This is a genomic window from Klebsiella sp. GG_Kp175, assembly GCF_040062325.1.
GTDB classification, from domain to species: Bacteria; Pseudomonadota; Gammaproteobacteria; order Enterobacterales; family Enterobacteriaceae; genus Klebsiella; species Klebsiella quasipneumoniae.
On sequence record NZ_JBEAFX010000004.1, the window covers coordinates 340,036 to 357,908 of the forward strand.

General features: G+C 50.5%; 15 protein-coding genes. 11 read left to right on the forward strand and 4 right to left on the reverse strand.

Going from position 1 to position 17,873, the window contains the following annotated elements; translation table 11 throughout:
• The first annotated feature begins 61 nt into the window (after positions 1-61).
• The 9 genes from ABLU73_RS10450 (at position 62) to ABLU73_RS10490 (ending at position 11,981) form a co-directional block, all read left to right on the forward strand.
• Complete coding sequence (locus ABLU73_RS10450; protein WP_062913839.1) at positions 62-529, forward strand: hypothetical protein; 468 nt, start codon at positions 62-64, stop codon at positions 527-529.
• A 100-nt stretch (positions 530-629) separates the two neighbouring features.
• Positions 630-3,743 (forward strand): phage tail length tape measure family protein, encoded by a 3,114-nt coding sequence (locus ABLU73_RS10455; protein WP_110212816.1) that lies wholly within the window; start codon positions 630-632, stop codon positions 3,741-3,743.
• A gap of 83 nt (positions 3,744-3,826) precedes the next feature.
• Positions 3,827-4,162 carry a hypothetical protein gene (locus ABLU73_RS10460; RefSeq protein WP_015958316.1) on the forward strand — a complete coding sequence of 112 codons (336 nt, stop codon included), beginning with the start codon at positions 3,827-3,829 and terminating at the stop codon, positions 4,160-4,162.
• A 311-nt stretch (positions 4,163-4,473) separates the two neighbouring features.
• Positions 4,474-4,947: a hypothetical protein gene (locus ABLU73_RS10465; RefSeq protein WP_264923523.1), complete on the forward strand. Its 474-nt coding sequence runs from the start codon at positions 4,474-4,476 to the stop codon at positions 4,945-4,947.
• A complete protein-coding gene (locus ABLU73_RS10470) occupies positions 4,934-5,416 on the forward strand; it encodes a DUF1833 family protein (protein ID WP_348850181.1) in 483 nt (160 codons plus the stop codon). The genes ABLU73_RS10465 and ABLU73_RS10470 overlap by 14 nt, the downstream gene beginning before the upstream one ends.
• Positions 5,417-5,425: 9 nt before the next feature.
• Positions 5,426-5,806: a hypothetical protein gene (locus ABLU73_RS10475; protein ID WP_004104210.1), complete on the forward strand. Its 381-nt coding sequence runs from the start codon at positions 5,426-5,428 to the stop codon at positions 5,804-5,806.
• Positions 5,803-8,871, forward strand: a complete 3,069-nt coding sequence (locus ABLU73_RS10480; protein WP_264923522.1) for a host specificity factor TipJ family phage tail protein — start codon at positions 5,803-5,805, stop codon at positions 8,869-8,871. The genes ABLU73_RS10475 and ABLU73_RS10480 overlap by 4 nt, the downstream gene beginning before the upstream one ends.
• 76 nt (positions 8,872-8,947) lie before the next feature.
• Complete coding sequence (locus ABLU73_RS10485; RefSeq protein WP_348850182.1) at positions 8,948-11,206, forward strand: sialate O-acetylesterase; 2,259 nt, start codon at positions 8,948-8,950, stop codon at positions 11,204-11,206.
• A gap of 1 nt (position 11,207) precedes the next feature.
• Entirely contained in the window at positions 11,208-11,981 is a 774-nt protein-coding gene (locus ABLU73_RS10490; RefSeq protein WP_109232896.1) for a hypothetical protein, read from the forward strand.
• 107 nt (positions 11,982-12,088) lie between these two features.
• Here the strand turns inward: ABLU73_RS10490 and ABLU73_RS10495 are convergent, their stop codons facing one another.
• Together ABLU73_RS10495 and ABLU73_RS10500 are read right to left on the reverse strand one after the other, a co-directional pair.
• Entirely contained in the window at positions 12,089-12,844 is a 756-nt protein-coding gene (locus ABLU73_RS10495) for a hypothetical protein (protein ID WP_264923520.1), read from the reverse strand.
• Between the two features lies 1 nt (position 12,845).
• Positions 12,846-15,020, reverse strand: a complete 2,175-nt coding sequence (locus tag ABLU73_RS10500; RefSeq protein ID WP_264923519.1) for a hypothetical protein — start codon at positions 15,018-15,020, stop codon at positions 12,846-12,848.
• 91 nt (positions 15,021-15,111) lie between these two features.
• Here ABLU73_RS10500 and ABLU73_RS10505 point away from each other — a divergent pair, with 91 nt between their 5' ends.
• Complete coding sequence (locus tag ABLU73_RS10505) at positions 15,112-15,711, forward strand: recombinase family protein (protein ID WP_122463889.1); 600 nt, start codon at positions 15,112-15,114, stop codon at positions 15,709-15,711.
• Positions 15,712-15,843: 132 nt separating this feature from the next.
• Here ABLU73_RS10505 and lpxP read toward each other — a convergent pair whose 3' ends face one another.
• Both lpxP and ABLU73_RS10515 read right to left on the reverse strand, forming a co-directional pair.
• Positions 15,844-16,752 (reverse strand): kdo(2)-lipid IV(A) palmitoleoyltransferase, encoded by a 909-nt coding sequence (gene lpxP / locus ABLU73_RS10510; protein ID WP_023322469.1) that lies wholly within the window; start codon positions 16,750-16,752, stop codon positions 15,844-15,846.
• A gap of 201 nt (positions 16,753-16,953) precedes the next feature.
• A complete protein-coding gene (locus ABLU73_RS10515) occupies positions 16,954-17,226 on the reverse strand; it encodes a hypothetical protein (protein ID WP_264923518.1) in 273 nt (90 codons plus the stop codon).
• 409 nt (positions 17,227-17,635) lie between these two features.
• On the opposite strand from ABLU73_RS10515, the gene ABLU73_RS10520 reads away from it, so the two are divergent.
• Positions 17,636-17,869, forward strand: coding sequence for a hypothetical protein (locus ABLU73_RS10520; RefSeq protein ID WP_004132711.1), 234 nt, complete (start codon positions 17,636-17,638; stop codon positions 17,867-17,869).
• The last annotated feature ends 4 nt before the right edge of the window (positions 17,870-17,873 follow it).

Consider the following 17,873-nt stretch of genomic DNA (forward strand, 5'->3'; position numbering starts at 1 on the left):
CATTGTCCCTATCTTTTCCTGTGCTAACCTGTGAGCAAATGTTAATGATGAGGATAGGGATGTGAAAAGGGCTTTGGTGGTCGGGCTTGGTTTAATGGCATTGTTGGGCTGTGATGACAAGTTTCAAATATCAAAACTACTCCCCCCTAAAGACCCACCTTCAATTGCTGAGATGATAGCTACGGGGAAAGAGGAAATAACGTCGGAATGTAAAAAAGGCGATGTTTCCTTTAACTGTGAATTCCTCACTGGCGATTTAACCGGGACGGGAAAGTGGCATCATACCAAGCTGTACCTGCATAACAACGGGATGGTAGATATGATTATTGACGGCAAGGCTTACTATCAAAGCGATATCAGCAGTAACACCTTTGCGGGTCAGGAGACAACTACCTTCATAATGAAAGGCGTTGGTGGCGACAATGGTGAAGTAAATATCGTTAGATCCAATGAAGGGAAATCCTTAAATTTTGAAGCCTATAACAAAGATGACAAACGGTTTGTTATGGGAGGCGTTAAATTGCAGTAACTCAATCGAGGGATGAAGATAGCCTTCACTGATTATCATTTTTTAAGTATTTCCTAACCCGCTTTATCGGCGGGTTTTTTATTGCCCGGAGATAAGGTAAATGGCAGAACAAGAATCACGGCTAGCGATACGCCTGGACAGCTCCGGGGCAGAGAAGCAGGCTGACAGCCTTACTGTTGCGCTTGATAAGATGACTCAGTCTGGTGATAAGGCTGTAACCAGCATATTCAAAGTGACAAAAGCGACTGACGATGAAAAAGATGCTCTCAATAAATTACGAGCAGCCATTGATCCGGTTGGTGCTGCAATTGATACAGTCGGTCGCCGCTATAGTGAGCTAAAAAAATACTTCGATAAGGGTCTAATTGACGAGGAAGAGTTTCGTTCGCTGTCTAAGATGCTGAATGACACCACTGAGGAACTAAGTGGTGTTGCACAAGCTCAACGAGAAGCAGAGAAGGCCAGCAAACTGGCTGCTGTGCAGCAGGAGGCGCAGGCTGATGCATTCCAGAGAATGCTCGATAAAATCGACCCTCTGGCAGCTGCTCTTCGCAATCTTGAACAACAACAAAGTGAACTGAATAGTGCCTTTAAATCGGGCGCAATTAATACTTCCCAATATGATGCATACAGCAAAAAACTTCAGGAGACTCGTCGGGAAGTCACTGGCGAAGCACAAGCCGAGCGCGAGGCTGTAAAAGCACATGATGAGCAGGTAAATGCACTGCGTCGTCTTGAGGCCCAAATAGATCCCGTAGGTGAAGCATTCCGTCGCCTTAACGAGCAGCAGCGCCAGCTGGATACAGCTAAAACATCCGGGATGCTGTCGCCCCTGGCTTACGATCGCCTCAACAGTAAACTTGCAGAATCCCGCGATGCTCTGGAGAAAACCCAGGCGCAATTGGGTAAAACAAGCCAATCTGCAGCTCAGACTGCCAACGCTATGCGCATGATCCCTGCTCAGATGACCGATATCGTTGTCGGTCTTTCTACAGGGCAGTCACCGTTTATGGTTCTTATGCAGCAGGGCGGTCAGCTCAAAGATATGTTTGGCGGCATTGGGCCAGCGATTAAGGGCGTTGGCACATATGTCATGGGTCTGGTTAATCCCTATAGCGTAGCAGCTGCTTCAGTTGGGTTATTAACTTATGCCGTCTATCAGAACCGACAGGAAATTGATGCTGCCACAAAAATAGCCACAACGTCCCTTGGCGCTAATGGAGATGCTGCTGAGCGACTTGCACTCAATATGGTTGCTATATCTGATAAGACGGGTCAGACGATCGATGAAGTCGGTAGTATGTTTATAACGACTAATGACGGTGCGAGCGAAGCAATAAATAAGCTTATCGACGTTGGTTTTAGTTATGACGAGGCAAGGACAAAGGTAGCCCAATACAAGGATTCTGCTAATTTCACCGCCTTGAATGCTGATATTGATCAGCATCGACGGGAGATCCTGAAAATAGGTGATTCGTGGACAGCTGCAGCTATTGAGGTCAAAAATTATTACACAGCAGCGGATAAGGGTAGGCAAAACGTAGCGCTTGGTGGCGCAATTGACCCTACGATGAGGTTTATCGGCCAGGCATTAGATCTGCAAACCACGATGAACACACTTACCATTGAAGGTAATAAGGCGGTAAAAAATTCCGTAGACTGGATTAATAAGGAGTATCTGGCGGCAGACAGGGTTGCCGGTGCAGAAGCTCGGTTAAAGGAGGCAAGAGCACAGTCCAGAAAAATTGCTTTCTCAGGAAATAAAGAAGCAATCGATCAGGCCAATGCGCTAATTGCTGTAAGGGAAAAGGAACTTGAGCAGGCCAAAAAAGCTGGGCAGCCTAAGACCCACAAAGAAAAAGCCTATACCGAGGACGCAGCAACCCGGCTGCTTGATCAGATAAACCAGCAGACTATCGCCATGCATTCCCAGCTGGATGCCAGTGACAAGCTTAACAGCGCGACACAGGCACGGATCAAGTTCGAGCAGCAGATTGCTGACCTCAAATCTAAAACGCAGCTCACCGCTGACCAGAAGTCGATCCTTTCCCGTTCAGATGAAATCCTCCAGGCATATAAGCAGCAGGAGGCACTGCAAAATTCCGTAAAAACCCTGGACGATTACCGGAAGATGCAGGAACAGGTAAAGACGAAGGATGAGCGGACCAACGATCTGCTTAAAACCCGCCTTGAACTACTGGAGAAGGCCAAAGCAACCGGGCAACTGAAACCCGGTGAATATGAAAAAACGCGGGCAGATATTTATCAAAACACCGATATGCAACTGCCCTCGACGGTTCGTAATGTTGTAGGAAACCTGACACCCACAGGAGGGCGACTCTCTGGAACTTTTGAGGGGATGCAGGGGCAAATCAACGAATATGACCAGGCTCAGCAAGAGCTCCAGCGCTGGCTGGCAGCTCAGGAGGAAGCTTATGCGAAGGCCGGTGAAATAACTGCCGAGGGTGAGGCCAGAATGACCTCTATTCGTCAGCGTGCAGCGGATGCAAATCAGGTCATAGAGGCTCAGAAAAACACCATCATATCTGCGGCCACGCAGTCCTTGTTTGATAGCACCGCTGAAATCATGCGAACGGGGTTTGGTGAGCAATCGGCAATCTACAAGGTCGCTTTTGCTGCGAGCAAGGCATTCGCTATCGCGGACTCAATGGTGAAAATCCAGCAGGCTATAGCAAGCGGTGCAGTTAGCGCGCCTTATCCGGCCAACATCATCGCTATGGCCTCAATCGCTGCGCAGACCGCCAGTATCGTCTCAAATATCCAGGCTGTTTCAGGAGTTGGCTTCGCCTCCGGCGGTTACACCGGCCCCGGTGGTAAGTTTCAGCCAGCGGGTATTGTTCACAAAGGTGAGTACGTCTTCGACCAGGCTTCAACGAACCGGATCGGCGTGTCTCAGCTTGAGGCACTTCGAAATGGCCAACCGCTTGATGCAACTCTGGGGCGCACAGGGTTTGGTACTGGTGTTCAGAACGTTAATAGCGATAACCGCAGGCAAACAACTGTACACGCGCCGATTAATCAGGAGTTTCATCTCCAGGGTATTACTCCGGAGCAGTTGAGCGCTACACTCAATCAGAATAATCGACTGCTTTCCAGGCAGTTAAAAGGTGAACTCACAAAGGAGGTTACCATGCCACAAGGGGCTTTTGGCAACGCTCTAAAAGGAAACTATACACGACACGGTCCTAGGTAAGCTAAACTGCATTAGCTGAGACTTGATTAGGTAGGTAAGTCTAACAATCTGAGTAGATGCAAGAAAACACAAGGATCTTATTAATGGAAGCGTTGTTAACATTTACATTTAAAGACTTCATAGCTTTTATGATTCCTCTTTTTATTGGCGGACTTATCTTCAATAGGAGACGTAAACGTAAGGAGGTCCGAGTGAAGTTTTCATTTCTTTGGCTTGTTTTGATTGTCGGTGGAATTCTTGAAATATGCGATGACATCTACACAACTTATTCCTATAGGCATAATCACTTATATAATAATGATACGCTTACAACCGTGTTTAACTATGATTTTGCAAAAATTGTTTTTTGTGGGGTTTTGATCTTTGTTTCTATTGCGCTTCTTCTTCAGGAGTTGCTTTTAAACAAGCAGTCACATTGACGTATATTGCCTGTCGGCACATCGCCCTTTTTTATTTTGGCATGGGCTGTGCCGAAACAATTTAATGTCACATTAAAGTCAATAAAACTAATATATTGATAATGCTGCTTTTTTATTTCTTTTGGCTCTTGAAATGAGTTGATAAATATATCGCCTTGTGTGTTTGTGTCGATTTAATAAGATTTTTATCTTCGTTAATCTGAACCAAAAAATCAGAGATTTCTTCGATTCCATCGTGCTTTATTCTGAAATGAATACCCTCCTGAGGTTAATGGTGAAATTTTATTCGAGATACTTTACCGGGAGACTGCGTGATTGATATCTACTACCCACATGACAGCCTCCCTATGCCATTACAGGAAGGGTACGGATTCCAGCCTGTCAGCCCGTTAAAACGAACCCAGTTAACCACCGGCCGCGCGCGGCAAAGGCGAGCTTTTACGTCCACGCCGACGCAGGCCAGCATCACCTGGTTTATGGAAACCGATGCGCAGGGCCTGGCGTTTGAGTCCTGGTTCCGTGATGCGTTATCTGACGGGGCTGCATGGTTCATGATGAAGTTGCAGACGCCGTCAGGCATTAAGTTTTACAAATGCCGCTTCACAGATATTTATCAGGGACCGGTGCTAGTGGCCCCGATTTACTGGAAGTACACGGCGACGCTTGAATTATGGGAACGCCCCCTTGCTCCTGCCCCATGGGGTAATTACCCGGAATGGATCGTCGGCAGCTCACTGCTGGATATTGCGCTGAATAAGGAGTGGCCAAAGCATGACGCAGATTAAACGCCTCTACGCCAGCAGCGGGCCGGAGGTGATCATTGAGACGCTGCAGATCACCATTGGTTCTAATGTCCATTACCTGTGCCAGGGTTACGAGGATATTACGGCAACGACGGAGAACGGCGATACCGTAACGTTTTCAGCCTGTGCGATAGACATTGCGCTGCCGGCGCGCAATGCGGACGGCACGCAGGACCTCAAATTTGCCCTGTGCAATATCGATGGTGTTGTGTCCACGGCGATCCGCAATGCCCTGGCTAACAGATTGCCTGCATGGCTGACGTACCGGAGTTATATCTCTACGGATTTAGCAGCGCCTGCGGCAGTGCCGTATACGCTGAAAATCAAGTCGGGCTCCTGGACGGCGACAGAGGTTCAGATCACTGCGGGTTACATGAACATCCTCGATACCGCCTGGCCGCGTTACCGCTACACGCTCCCTGTATTCCCCGGACTGCGTTATATCAGCTAAGGAATCCCAATGTTCAACCCTGATAAATACCGTTCTGTTAAATGGCAGAAGGGCGGCAGAGCCTACCCGCTACTTGACTGCTTCGGCATTGTGAACGAGATACGCCGCGATCTGAATTTACCCGTCTGGCCCGATTTTGCCGGGGTAACCAAAGACGACGGCGGCCTCGACCGGGAAGCGCGCCGGATGATGCTTACCCTTGAGCGCTGCGAACCCTGCGAAGGGGCAGGGGTGGCCTGTTATTCCGGGTCAACCGTCACCCATGTGGGGATCGTGGTCAGTATCGGTGGCCTGCTGCATGTGGCGGAATGCAACCCGGGAACGAACGTCACCTTTCTGCCGTTGCCGCGGTTTAAGCGGCGATTTGTCAAAGTGGAGTTCTGGCAATGACCATTCGTTTTTACCCGTCCCGGCTTCCCGGTGAACCACTCGAAACGCATGAGCATGGTGTAACCAGTATTCGCAACTGGCTGGTGTCAAATGTTGAAGGCTACGAAGATCGGGATGTCCCACCGCTGACCGTTGAGGTTGAGGGTCAGTCAATTCCGCCAGGCGAGTGGGCCACCTGCGTGATTCGCCCTGATAGTGATGTCAGGCTTTATCCGGTTCCATTCGGGTTGGAGGCCGCCACAATCGCGTGGATCGGCGTCGGTATCTCCGTTGCCGCTGCAGCCTATTCGCTGTTTATGATAAGCAACATCGATACGGGTGGCTATACCTCATCCACAGGGCGGAGTCTCGATCTGAACCCGGCAAAGGCGAATGCCGCAAAACTCGGTGATGCGATTCGTGAAGTTTTTGGGCGCGTGCGTATTTATCCTGATTATGTGGTGCAGCCCGTTACCCGGTTCGATGCCGCCGATCCCACGAAAATGCGTGTCCAGATGCTGTTATGCCTCGGTGTCGGTGATCTTATTTATACCAATGGCGATATCCGGGTTGGCAGCACGCCAGCTTCAACGCTGCCGGGTTTCAACATCACCTATTTTCCGCCAGGCGCGGACGTTTCCGGCGATGAGCGCAGCGAAAACTGGGTCAACTCCACCGAAGTGGGCGGGACGTCATCCGGCACCGGGCTGGATATGGCCCAGACGTCGCCGGACACAGACGACATTATCGCAGACAGCATGACCGTCTCCGGATCGAGCGTGACGTTTACCGGGCTTGATACGGATGATGATGACGATAATGACGAGAACGATAACGCGCTGCCACCCAGCTGGGTCGCTGGCGCCGTGGTCGAACTGAAAGCCCCGGCTAACTACCAGATCACCACGGCGGCCGGATACAGCGTTATCGCAAGCCCGCTGCTGACGGAGATCGCGCCGGTGGTTGGAATGCCGGTGACGCTGGGGTTTAACTCTGTCGATTACGATTTGTTTATCGCGTCATATACCCCCGGCCTGGCTGCAGTGCCCGGCACCGGGGGGAGTGCAGCAAAACTCCAGGCCAGTGCGGCCCCAACCACCTACGATTTTTCAACCAGCTCCAGCACGTTCACGATCACCTGGCAGGGGGTTACCTACCCGGTGTCGCTGGTGGCTAACTATGTCTCGATGTCGGGACTGCTGGCGGCCATCACCGAGGGACTCACCGGCTCCGGCCTGGTTGCGCAGGACAACGGCGGCACCGTACTGATAACCGAGTCGGCCAGTCCGTTCGCGGGTGGGGCGATCACGTCCTCTTCGCTGCCTGCAGCTGCTTTCGGTGATGCCCCGGTTTACACCTCCGGCACGGCATCAACTGGCGGCAGCCCGGCCGTAACGGCGAATGTGACGCTTGCCTATAATTCTGCCACGGGAACGGCCTTTTCCGGCATGCCGGAGGGGGTGCAACGGCTTTCACTTGCTCACCGCGGGAATGAGTACCGCATTGTCTCGACCGACGGCACGACGGCGACGGTGGCGCGCCTGGTTAATGGTGCCGTTGATGAGTCATGGCCGGGATTCACCGCCCGGACGATGATCGACTATGAGGCCACTGGTCTTAACGACACGCTGAGCTGGCTTGGGCCTTTCCTCGTATGCCCAGAGAATGAAGTGGTGGATGCATTCGAGGTGAATTTCTCCTTCCCGAACGGCATCTGTGGCTTTGACAGTAAGGGCAAAAAACGGATCCGCCACGTTGAGTGGGAGATTCAGTATCGCGTCTACGGTTCCGGTTCGGGGTGGGTGAGTCACCAGGGCGAGTATGCGCTTAAAAACGTCAACGGGCTGGGATTCACTGAGCGGATCACCCTCAGCTCACCAGGGCTGGTAGAGGTTCGCTGTCGCCGGCGCAATGAGCAGGGCTCAAACAACGCCAGGGATTCGATGTACTGGCAGGCACTGCGCGGGCGACTGCTGACGCGCCCTTCATCCTATCCCGGCGTGTCGCTGATGGCGGTGACCGTTGAGACGGGGGGCAAATTGGCGGCTCAGTCGGACCGCCGCGTAAACGTGGTGGCCACGCGGGCCTATGACTCAGGAACGGCCAGAACCATTTCTGGGGCGCTGCTGCATGTTGGGAACTCGCTGGGGCTGGAGATGGATGCCGACACCATCAACGCGCTGGAGTCTGCGTACTGGACGCCACGGGGAGAGTATTTCGATTTCGCTACCGGAGACAGTATCTCAGCGCTGGAAATGCTGCAGATGATAGCCAATGCCGGGAAGTCACGTTTTCTGCTGAGCGATGGCCTGGCGACGGTCAACCGTGAGGGGATTAAGCCCTGGACGGGGATCATTACGCCGCATGAGATGGTGGAAGAGCTGCAGAGCGGATTTACGGTGCCGTCCGACGATGATTTTGATGGCGTCGACGTGACGTACATCAACGGGACTACCTGGGCAGAGGAGACCGTTAAATGCCGGACGCCAGACAATCCCACGCCGGTGAAAATCGAGGCCTACAAACTCGATGGGGTACTGAATCAGGATCACGCCTACCAAATCGGGATGCGCCGCCTGATGAAATACCTGCAGCAGCGGGTGACGTTCCAGACCACTACCGAGCTGGACGCGCTGTGCTACAACACGGGCGATCGCATTGTGCTCACGGATGATATTCCGGGTAACAACACGATTTCCTGTCTGGTGGAGGCGATGACAACGGCTGGTGGCGTGACAACGTTCACCGTTACGGAGCCGCTGGACTGGTCTTTCGAAAATCCCCGAGCGCTGATCCGCTATCAGGATGGCTCTGCATCCGGGCTGATGGTGGTGAGCAGGGTGGGTGATTTTCAGCTGTCAGTCCCGCACCTGAGCGAGTTTGATGACCCGATGAAGGTTGACCTGTCGTCGGCAACCATCGAGCCGATCCGCCTGGTGTTCTGCGGCTCAACGCGCCACGTCTACGACGCCATTGTAGAGGAGATCGCCCCGCAGTCTGACGGAACCTGCCAGGTCACCGCAAAAGAATACCTCGAATCGTTCTACCAGTACGACGACGCCACATACCCCGGCGACGCTGCTTAATACCAAAAAAATCCCTTTCAACTTTTCTTTCGCTCAAACCCTCGTTTGGGCGAAGCCTCTTTTTGGAGCAAAAAACATGGCCGAACTTAACCCGCCACTGGGAACGACGACGCCTGAAATATTCCTGGATAACGTCAAGCGCGCTGACGAGCTGGTTAACGGTCCGGCCGGAACGGTTAACGACCGCGCAGGTGAACCGCTCGATACGTGGCGCCAAATGATGGCGAAAAACGATGAGATCAGGCAGAACCTGATCCCTCTCAGTAAGCAATATATGACGCTGGAAGCGGCGCAGGCGGATATCGTGAATATCCCCGAAGGAAGCACCACCTATTACCGTAGCCCTGATGATTCCGCGCTGGCTATCGAGGTCATTAACAATGGCGGGGCGCTGCAACCTACCGGGCGGAAAATGCCCTCTCAGGAGGCAGTTGATGCGCTGCTTAGAATGATCAGTTCGGATGGATTGGTTTCCGATGTTTTCCTTCAGTGGCTCGATAAAAATGATGTAGTCATTGCCAGGTGGCTGGAAACTGAGGCCGGGCTGGCTTTTAAGTCTCGATTTCTCAGCTTTGGCCCGGACGGGTTTTCTGCCAGCAATGCCGGGGTAACGGCATCCCGTATTTATAGCCAGATCATCGAGTGGTTTACCTCAGAAGGAACTGAAGACCTGGTTATCTCAGACAAGAATGGTCTGATCCTTCTGCAGCTGCTGGGTAACCTGCTTAAGGTGCCGGGATTTACGCTGAGAACCCCGTTCATTAATTTTGATGTTAAGAAAATTGGCTTACGTCAGGGCGGGACAGAAATTGATGCGGAAGGAGCCACCGTATCTCATAAGGGCCCTTTCCGTATTGAGGATAAAAACGGGTTGATCGCATTCGAGGTGACTGAAAGCGGGAAAGTAAGATTTTCAGGGATGCAGGACCTGGGTAAAAATCAGGGGCAAGCCACAGGAACTCTGACAGAAAAACAGGTTATTAATCTGCTGGATGGGGCGGGCGCCGCTTATGCGTCAAAGCGACATAATCAGGTGAGATTTCCGGTGCCGCGTGGGGCGAACCTGAAAAAACTTACCTATTGGTTCATATACAGCCAGTCTCTCGGTAACGGCGGTGGGAGTAGTTTCGCTATCCCTGATACAACAGACTTTGGAAATATCATGCTGGGTCAAAGTCCCAGAGGGAGCACCTTTGTAAAAGGGTTGCCCTCATATGACTTTGGTGCGGTCGGCGGTAACGTTTTTTATCCCCTCAAAGAAGTGCGGCAGACTGATGCTGGCGTTATCTCCGAAACCAGCGGGAGTCACGGAGAGACGATCGCGAAAGCGTTCGCTGATGAGCTTAAACGCCGCTATAACGAACGAACCCGGCAGCAAAATAACACCGATCATATCTTCGGTGTGTCCTGCTGCGGTGTGTCCGGTGCGGCAATCTCCGACCTGACAAAAGGCGCAGCCGCGGGTTATTACAACCGGTTCCTGACGGCTCTTTCAGGTGTTGCAGCCGCAGCTGCCGCAGCAGGTTATGAGTGGGAAGTCGGCGGTCTCATTTACATGCAGGGTGAGCAGGACAACGGCACAACCACCGAAATCTATTTGCCTAAGCTTCAGGCAATGTATGACAACATGATCGCTGATGCTATGGCTGCATCCGGGCAGAAGACAAAGCCCATTTTCCTGCTAAACCAGATTGGCAGTAGCTTTATCTCTGGCCGAAATTTTGGCGTTGTCGAGGCTCAACGGCAGTTTGTCGAGAATAACCCTCTGGCATTCATGATGGGAAGTTACGCAGGTCTTCCTAACCCCGTCGATCACCTTTTCGCGAACTCATATCGTTGGTTTGGTGCGCAGTTCGCCAAACTTGCTGACCGCGTGATGTGGGGAAATGACGAGGCGAATTTCCAGATGGTGGCAGCGTACTGGTCTGGCAATACAGCTTACGCTGGATTCTCAACACGTGTCCCTCCACTGAAGTTTGAATCGGCGTATGTCGTGTTTACAGAAACCATGTATGCAGACAAGGGGATCACCGTTTCAGATGGCAGCGGAGTATTAACCGGTACGGATTTAACTGTGTCCATCGTCAGTGACAACGTTATAAAAATTGTGGCCGGTAGAACACTGTCGGGCACGGTAACAATCATGCTGGGCGATGGTACGTCACACGCCGGAGTACATAACATCGCTGACAGTGACACCGAGATTTCAGATTACGTCTGGGAGTCTGGTCTTCCAAATCAGCCCGCCACGGAAAACATCGCGGCCCTGAATAATAAACATTATCCGCTGAGAAATTTTGCATTAATCCAGAAAATTACTGCACAGGAATATTAATATGACGATGATTCAACGAATGGTGAACAGCGAATTCAAATACGCTATAGGTATCGAACCGGCTGTTCCAGGCGGGCTGGTCGGGTTTGGATTTATGGGGAATAACGTAGGCGGCAATATGTATGGTGACGCACAGTTTGATGCCGTGGGAACAATTCCTAAAGTGTCGGACAGAATATCAACGCTCGGTGTAAATAAGTACGTTAAAACGCCTTTAATCGCTACACCTGATTTTACTTACATCTCGGTAGCGAAATGCTATCTCCCTGCTGCCGGGGATAATAACCTCCTCATCGGCGATAACCTGAATATCAACAGTGCAGGTACGCTGATTAACTCGACGGGTATTCTTTTAACGACCTCGGGTGTTATAGGAGTGGTTGGAGTGAAGAATAAAACAACGGGAGCAAATACGACGTACAATGCATCGGGGACACTTGGCCTTCCTTCGGGAAAGGCAAACGCCGCGTGGAAATGCCTGGCGCAACGTGTCGCTGTTGATGGAATCGCCGGAGGTGCTAACTCGGTAAGTCTAAAAAATATTACCGATAATCTGGAAGCGGTCCGTTCAAAAATAGATTCCACAACGCTCGCCCGGCAGACGGACTTAACCAAAACGATCAATGCCGGGTCGATGGTGGACAGCTCAACGCAGAGTAATGATTACGACCATTTCGGCTTCCTCATCTATAACCGAGCTCTGACTGATGCTGAGTTGCTCAGTGCTTACAACCAGTTGAAAGTGTTTGGGGCGAAAGAAAGCCTGCCTTTCTAAAAGGTAAACTCCATGTTTCCCCCCGGAAGTATTCCGGGGGATTAATACTGCATAGCTCTTCTTCAAAATATAAAAAAATATTGAAATAAGCACCTGAAATCTATCTGCTATATATTGATACCATGTATTTCCTGATAGTAATTCTTAATCTGCAAATATTGAGCTGCGATTTCATCATCAGTTAATATTCTGCTCCATACAGCCATTTCGAACAGACGGGTATCACCATACACGACTGATTCCAGTTCTGACCCAAACATCATACCTGTGGAACCAGAGCCTGCTGCAGAAAATGATGCTGTAGCGCTCTGAGTAACCGCTTTTTTCAGGTCCTTGATCGTAACTTTTGTTGCGGTCAGGGTGGAATAGTCCAGAAGCGCTGCAAACGCGAACGGGACATTGTTCGTGATGGCATTAGCAATGGCAGCACTGGCGTTACCGTTTCCGCCACCTGCGGACAGCACCCCACCAAACTGAATGCGTAGATTATGAACTCCGGTAGTTCCTGACGGCTCTGAGTACACAGACAATCCGATTGGCCGTGCCCCGTTAGCGTTAGAGATTGCATATGCTCGCAGGTCAGATGTTGGGCAGAAGACACCAAGCACTGTCATTCTGGCTGCCTGTTGCACCTGACTCTGAATATAAGCGGTATGTGATTTACACAAAACCCCTTCAGCCATTGTTCCGACTACCGGCGAACCGACAACACGGGCCGCAACACCGTCCGGCGCCATATTCCTGCCCTGCGGCATAGCCCCGCCATAGTAATTAATAAACTGAAGCCCTGCAGGTACTGCTGCGGAATAGCCGATTGCAATCGGGGAACCATTCACGCCCTTGATGATTTGTCTCTGACCCATTCTATTTTTCCTCTACTTTAATTCTGAAAGCACAGCACCAGTTTTCAAGCGGGTATGGTTTATCGACCAGGGCAGCTATGTTTGCTGACGGGTACTGGCCGCTACCTGCGTGGTATTCATAGTTATATGGGGCAATGGTGGAATCGCTATCGCAGAGATTACCGTTGCCGTTGTATGTGGTTTTTGGCGCGTACCAGAGGTACACATCGCCTGTGGTTGGAGCGCTGAGTTTTACAGATAATGTCGCCTGGCCGACGGTCGTTACTGACGAAACACCCACAACACCGTTTGCATCGGTAACGAGGAATCCCTTATTCGGGTACATTGTTGCCGTATTCACCACATAGGTTTCTTTAAACTTTGCTGGCGGGGATGGCGTATTAAAACAGGCCAGAATTTCATCGTCGGAATATCTGACGACTTTTATCGGTTTCATCGGTTTCCAGTCGAGGCCCCTGTCGAGAATACGGTGCAATACCTTGCCAAACTGCATTCCGGCCCATCGATACCCATTTGGATCAAGGTGTCCGTTTTTATCAGTTACCTGATATACCGGCGTTGCCAGATAACACCCAGGAACCTGCTCTGCCATGTCTAACTGAGCCATCCCGATTGCCAGGTTGTAGGTGTCGTCTGTATAACTTCCGCCGGTTTGATAGGTTATCCACGCCGGAGGTAATTTCTGGCCGCAAATGCCGTACGCGCAATCTGTAATCAAATCGGTGCGAAGTTGCTTTGTCAGCTCAAGAAACGTCGCACGGTCATGCGTACCGGTTGTTGATGTCCAGTAATTCCACTCGCCTTGCATATAAAGAAACGCGACGATACCAACAGTCGCGCCAGGCTGCTGGCTGGCGATATAAGATTTGACTTTCGTCACCGCCTGAATGACGCGGTTATAGTGGTTATACGGATGGCCCTTTGAAAGTTCCTCCACTGTACGGCCCTGAACACCACAGTTGAGCACAATGATTTTACGTGCAGGGTCAACGCTGACTCCGTGAAAATCATTCTGCAACTGACGCCAGAAATTAACCGCGCCCACATCGACCGTTTCACCCTCGTTAACCGCACCGGGAGCCAGGGCGGAAACTTCTGCATCTGTCAGAACGCTACCGCCGCCGATTGATTGCGTGACCGCTTTCAGCGGTTTTAATGCTGCGCCACCCAGAGGATTCCAGGTACTGCCGCCGGTTGCACGGTCAGTTGAAGGGCGAACTGAGTCGCCAAACATTAAAAGGTTTTCAGCCTCAAATGCCACAGTTGAAAGAGCCGCCCATCCTTCCGTCCCGGTCGATAATGACTGCCCGTCTGTGATAACCAGGTTGTAATCAAACACAGGACGCTGAATGCCGGTAACCAGCGTGTTGTTCACCGCAGCACTGACCGCAAGCGCCAGATTATCCATTTTTGCAATATATGCTTCACGCGCGGCAGTCTTGTCTTCAGCCGAGGTCGGAGAGCCAGATTGCATTGCTGAAAAAATATGGAATCCATGCTCATCTTCAATAACGTAATCGTTATTATCTGCCGGGATAAATTTCCCTGCGCTATTTTCCAGGTACTGTGATGTCTGGCGCTGGATAATAAAACCATGCTCATCCTGAAGAACAATTTCCGGAACGTTAGTTGCCTCTGTATCCATGCTGTCCATCGACAATCGCTTTGCGCCAACTTCGAAACCAGCCGTCTTCAGATAATCCTTGTCAAGCTGCGCCAGAATAAATCCGCCAACATCCTCCCATTGCACGAATGGGGTAACAGAAGGGTCATTACTGATAAGGCTGGAAATATACTGCAGCAGTGCGTCAATCGCCTGTTGAGATGGCATTTTCCGCCCGGTAGGCTGCAGCGTCCCGCTAACGTTCATGACCTCAACAGCCAGTGCGCTATCGTCCGGGCTGCGGTAATATGTGGTCGCCCCCAGCGGGATATTCGCGATATCTGCCTGAGCCGCTGCCAGCGTCTGGTATTGCTTACTCAGCGGGATCAGATTTTGTCGGATATCATCTATCGAGCTGGCGACTTTTGCCATTATCCCGCGCCATGTATCCAGATCTACCCCTTCTCGGTCAGGAATTGCCAGCTCCAGACTATTCAGCAAATTATCCAGTCGCGTGGCGTTATCGAGCAGCACAGCGGGAGACGTGCTCCCCAGCTCCGGATCAAAGGCCATGTTTTTTGCTCCAAAAAAGGCTTTCGCCCAAACGAGGGTTTGAGCGAATGGCCGTGGCTTTTTACAATCAGCTATTTCAAGGAGTTAGATAGTGCTGATTGGCTATGCAAGGGTATCAACCGGGGATCAAAACCTCGATCTACAGAAAAACGCGCTGATCCGCGCAGAATGTGAGCTGGTCTATGAGGATATGGCCAGCGGGAAAAATGCCCGGCGGCCAGGGTTAAAGCGCGCCTTACGGCGGCTGCGCCCGGGCGATGTGCTGGTGGTCTGGAAGCTGGACAGGCTCGGGAGAAGCGTACGCGATCTGATTACACTCGTGTCGGAGCTGCAGGCGCGCGGGGTGAATTTCCGCAGCCTGACCGACTCGATTGACACTTCGACGCCAGCCGGCCGCTTTTTCTTCCACGTTATGAGCGCCCTGGCGGAGATGGAACGCGAGTTGATCGTCGAGCGTACCCGAGCCGGGTTAGCCGCAGCGAGGGAGCAGGGGAGAGTAGGCGGACGCCGCCGGGTAATGACCACTGAAGTTGTGGAGCGGTGCCGCAGAATGCTGGAGAACGGCGCTACCAGGCAGGAGATCGCAGATGTGACAGGGGTGGGAGTGAAGACGATTTACAAATATCTCCCTGTAGCACTTACTCGGGAACCTCTTTGTAGAAAATTGCAGGGATTATCGGAGATAGTTTGAAGACTACTATGATATTTCCCCGAAAAACATTGCCTCATCCTTATAAACTGAAGGATTTCAACGTGGTAAAGCCTGCTGCTGTTAAAAAGTAGTCAGCAAGATAGATTCATGGTACATGACAAGTAGAATGGTTCAATTATATAAAGAGGCTTCGCCTTCGGGACGCGTTTTGAACCTGCGATGCATCCACAGGTATTGCTCAGGGGCACGGAGAATTTCACGCTCGATAATCTTGTTTATATAAGCCGCTGCGGCGACCTTGTCCTCCCCTGGATAGCCTGACAGCGGATTGCTGATATACATGTGATAACCTTTTTTATCGCTACGTCGAATCATGCTAAGTGTGAGCAAGTCTGCACCAGCGAGTTTTGACAGAGCATACGTTCCGTTCGTCGTGGCTGCTTTTTTTACCGAGAAAAAAGGTGCAAAAACGCTTCCCTTAGACCCATAATCCTGGTCTGGTGCAAACCACACGGCTTCACCAGCTTTTAGCGCATGAACAAAACCGGATAAATTACGTCGATTAATCATCGCCTTATTTGAACGCATACGCCCTTTTGTCTGTACCCATTCCATTAATGGATTATTGTGTGGACGATACGTTGCCATCATAGGATGGCATAACCCCATTACTCTTCCACACAATTCAAGGGACATAAAATGTATCCCGACAACCATTACCCCTCTGGTCGCACCGGTCAGGTTTTCAAGCCCTTCGACATCAAACCATTTTTTGACTCTCGCATCGCTCCAGAACCAGGCCATTCCTGTTTCCATCAGTCCCAGCCCGAGAGAAACAAAGTTTTTATTGACCATCTGGCTCCGGGCAAACGGTGTCATCTCGGGAAAGCACAGTTCGATATTTCTACTCGCAATCCCTTCCCGGCGTTTCAGAAAGGGTCTGGATATTTTTCCAAGACCAGAGCCCAGAGTATGTAAAACCGGGTAAGGAAGTTGAACGAGAAGCCACAGCAGACCCAAACCAGTCCAGGTAAGCCAGTAGCGGGGATGGAGTAAATTATGAGTAAAAGTCTGTGCCATAAATTTCCTTAATGCTAATGAAGGTTATAACGCAAAAGGGAAACAATGAAGCAATTCGTCTTGAGCGATACATTTTGTTTTAGACAATTTAAACCCATCTAAATTCAGAAAAAATATTTTTGCAATGACTGGTAAAGAATTTAAAGAGTCAGGAATGAATTGTAAGCCAGCAAAGTTATTCTGTTATAAATCCATGTTTTATCATTGATACTCAAGAAATTGTCTTCTTGATTCATCATCATCAAGGTACTCAAAAGAAAGAAGCCGAATTTTGGTAAATTTATAAAACCACTCACAATCGTTTCGTTGAATAATTTCGCCTGGTTTGAAACATATCCCGGATGCCACCCGTATAATCGCATATTTACCATTACTAAACCTGACCCGGTGAATACAGAAAGGTTGACCGGCCTGCCCGTGACAGCTGTTTGACAGGATATGTCCTTCAATAAAAAAAGTTTTTTTAGATTTCATTATCATACCCTCGACAACTGCAGTACAGGAGAAATGTTGTCATTTCCCGACATCACTGACGTTAAGTGGCAGAAGCTGATCAGCCGCCGATACACCAGCATTCTGAAGGTCTGAAGAGCAGTCCGCAGGCAGGGCACTCAAGAACCGCATCTTTTCTTAGTTTACCTGCTTTCTGATCGGCTCTGTGTGCGCATGCCGGGCAGGCAACATGAACCGGTTTTTCTTTAAAATACCTGAGCCCATTTGTATAAGACATAAATAATTCTCTGAGGAATACAGTAATTATTATACGCTTTAATATAAAAATAACTGGCATAAGTTATGTTAAGTTGTGTCTGAATCAGTATATCAGATATTGAAAATTGAACGTCTGATTTATGGTACACTACCCTTCCGTGAGAAATTTAAGATGAAATCAGAAGACACCCTTGACTGGTATCCGGCACAACTACCGCCAGTGAAAATTATTCTTGGCGAAGCCGTGCTGGCTGTGGGTAAACAGGGCCGGCCGATTAATACCCGCACCTTGCTGGAATACCTTCAGGTCATGCAGGACAAACAAAAAAGGCGGGATGACAAAATCGCCATGCAGACTGCGATTGATGTTCTCAGGGATAATCAGCGCATTAACGGCAGACGTTAATGCA

Bases quoted from the DNA above. Each gene is read 5' to 3' on its own strand.
- ABLU73_RS10455 (WP_110212816.1), top strand. From the start codon at position 630: ATGGCAGAACAAGAATCACGGCTAGCGATACGCCTGGACAGCTCCGGG.
- ABLU73_RS10460 (WP_015958316.1), top strand. From the start codon at position 3,827: ATGGAAGCGTTGTTAACATTTACATTTAAAGACTTCATAGCTTTTATG.
- ABLU73_RS10470 (WP_348850181.1), top strand. From the start codon at position 4,934: ATGACGCAGATTAAACGCCTCTACGCCAGCAGCGGGCCGGAGGTGATC.
- ABLU73_RS10475 (WP_004104210.1), top strand. From the start codon at position 5,426: ATGTTCAACCCTGATAAATACCGTTCTGTTAAATGGCAGAAGGGCGGC.
- ABLU73_RS10480 (WP_264923522.1), top strand. From the start codon at position 5,803: ATGACCATTCGTTTTTACCCGTCCCGGCTTCCCGGTGAACCACTCGAA.
- ABLU73_RS10485 (WP_348850182.1), top strand. From the start codon at position 8,948: ATGGCCGAACTTAACCCGCCACTGGGAACGACGACGCCTGAAATATTC.
- ABLU73_RS10490 (WP_109232896.1), top strand. From the start codon at position 11,208: ATGACGATGATTCAACGAATGGTGAACAGCGAATTCAAATACGCTATA.
- ABLU73_RS10495 (WP_264923520.1), bottom strand. From the start codon at position 12,844: ATGGGTCAGAGACAAATCATCAAGGGCGTGAATGGTTCCCCGATTGCA.
- ABLU73_RS10500 (WP_264923519.1), bottom strand. From the start codon at position 15,020: ATGGCCTTTGATCCGGAGCTGGGGAGCACGTCTCCCGCTGTGCTGCTC.
- lpxP (WP_023322469.1), bottom strand. From the start codon at position 16,752: ATGGCACAGACTTTTACTCATAATTTACTCCATCCCCGCTACTGGCTT.
- ABLU73_RS10515 (WP_264923518.1), bottom strand. From the start codon at position 17,226: ATGAAATCTAAAAAAACTTTTTTTATTGAAGGACATATCCTGTCAAAC.
- ABLU73_RS10520 (WP_004132711.1), top strand. From the start codon at position 17,636: ATGAAATCAGAAGACACCCTTGACTGGTATCCGGCACAACTACCGCCA.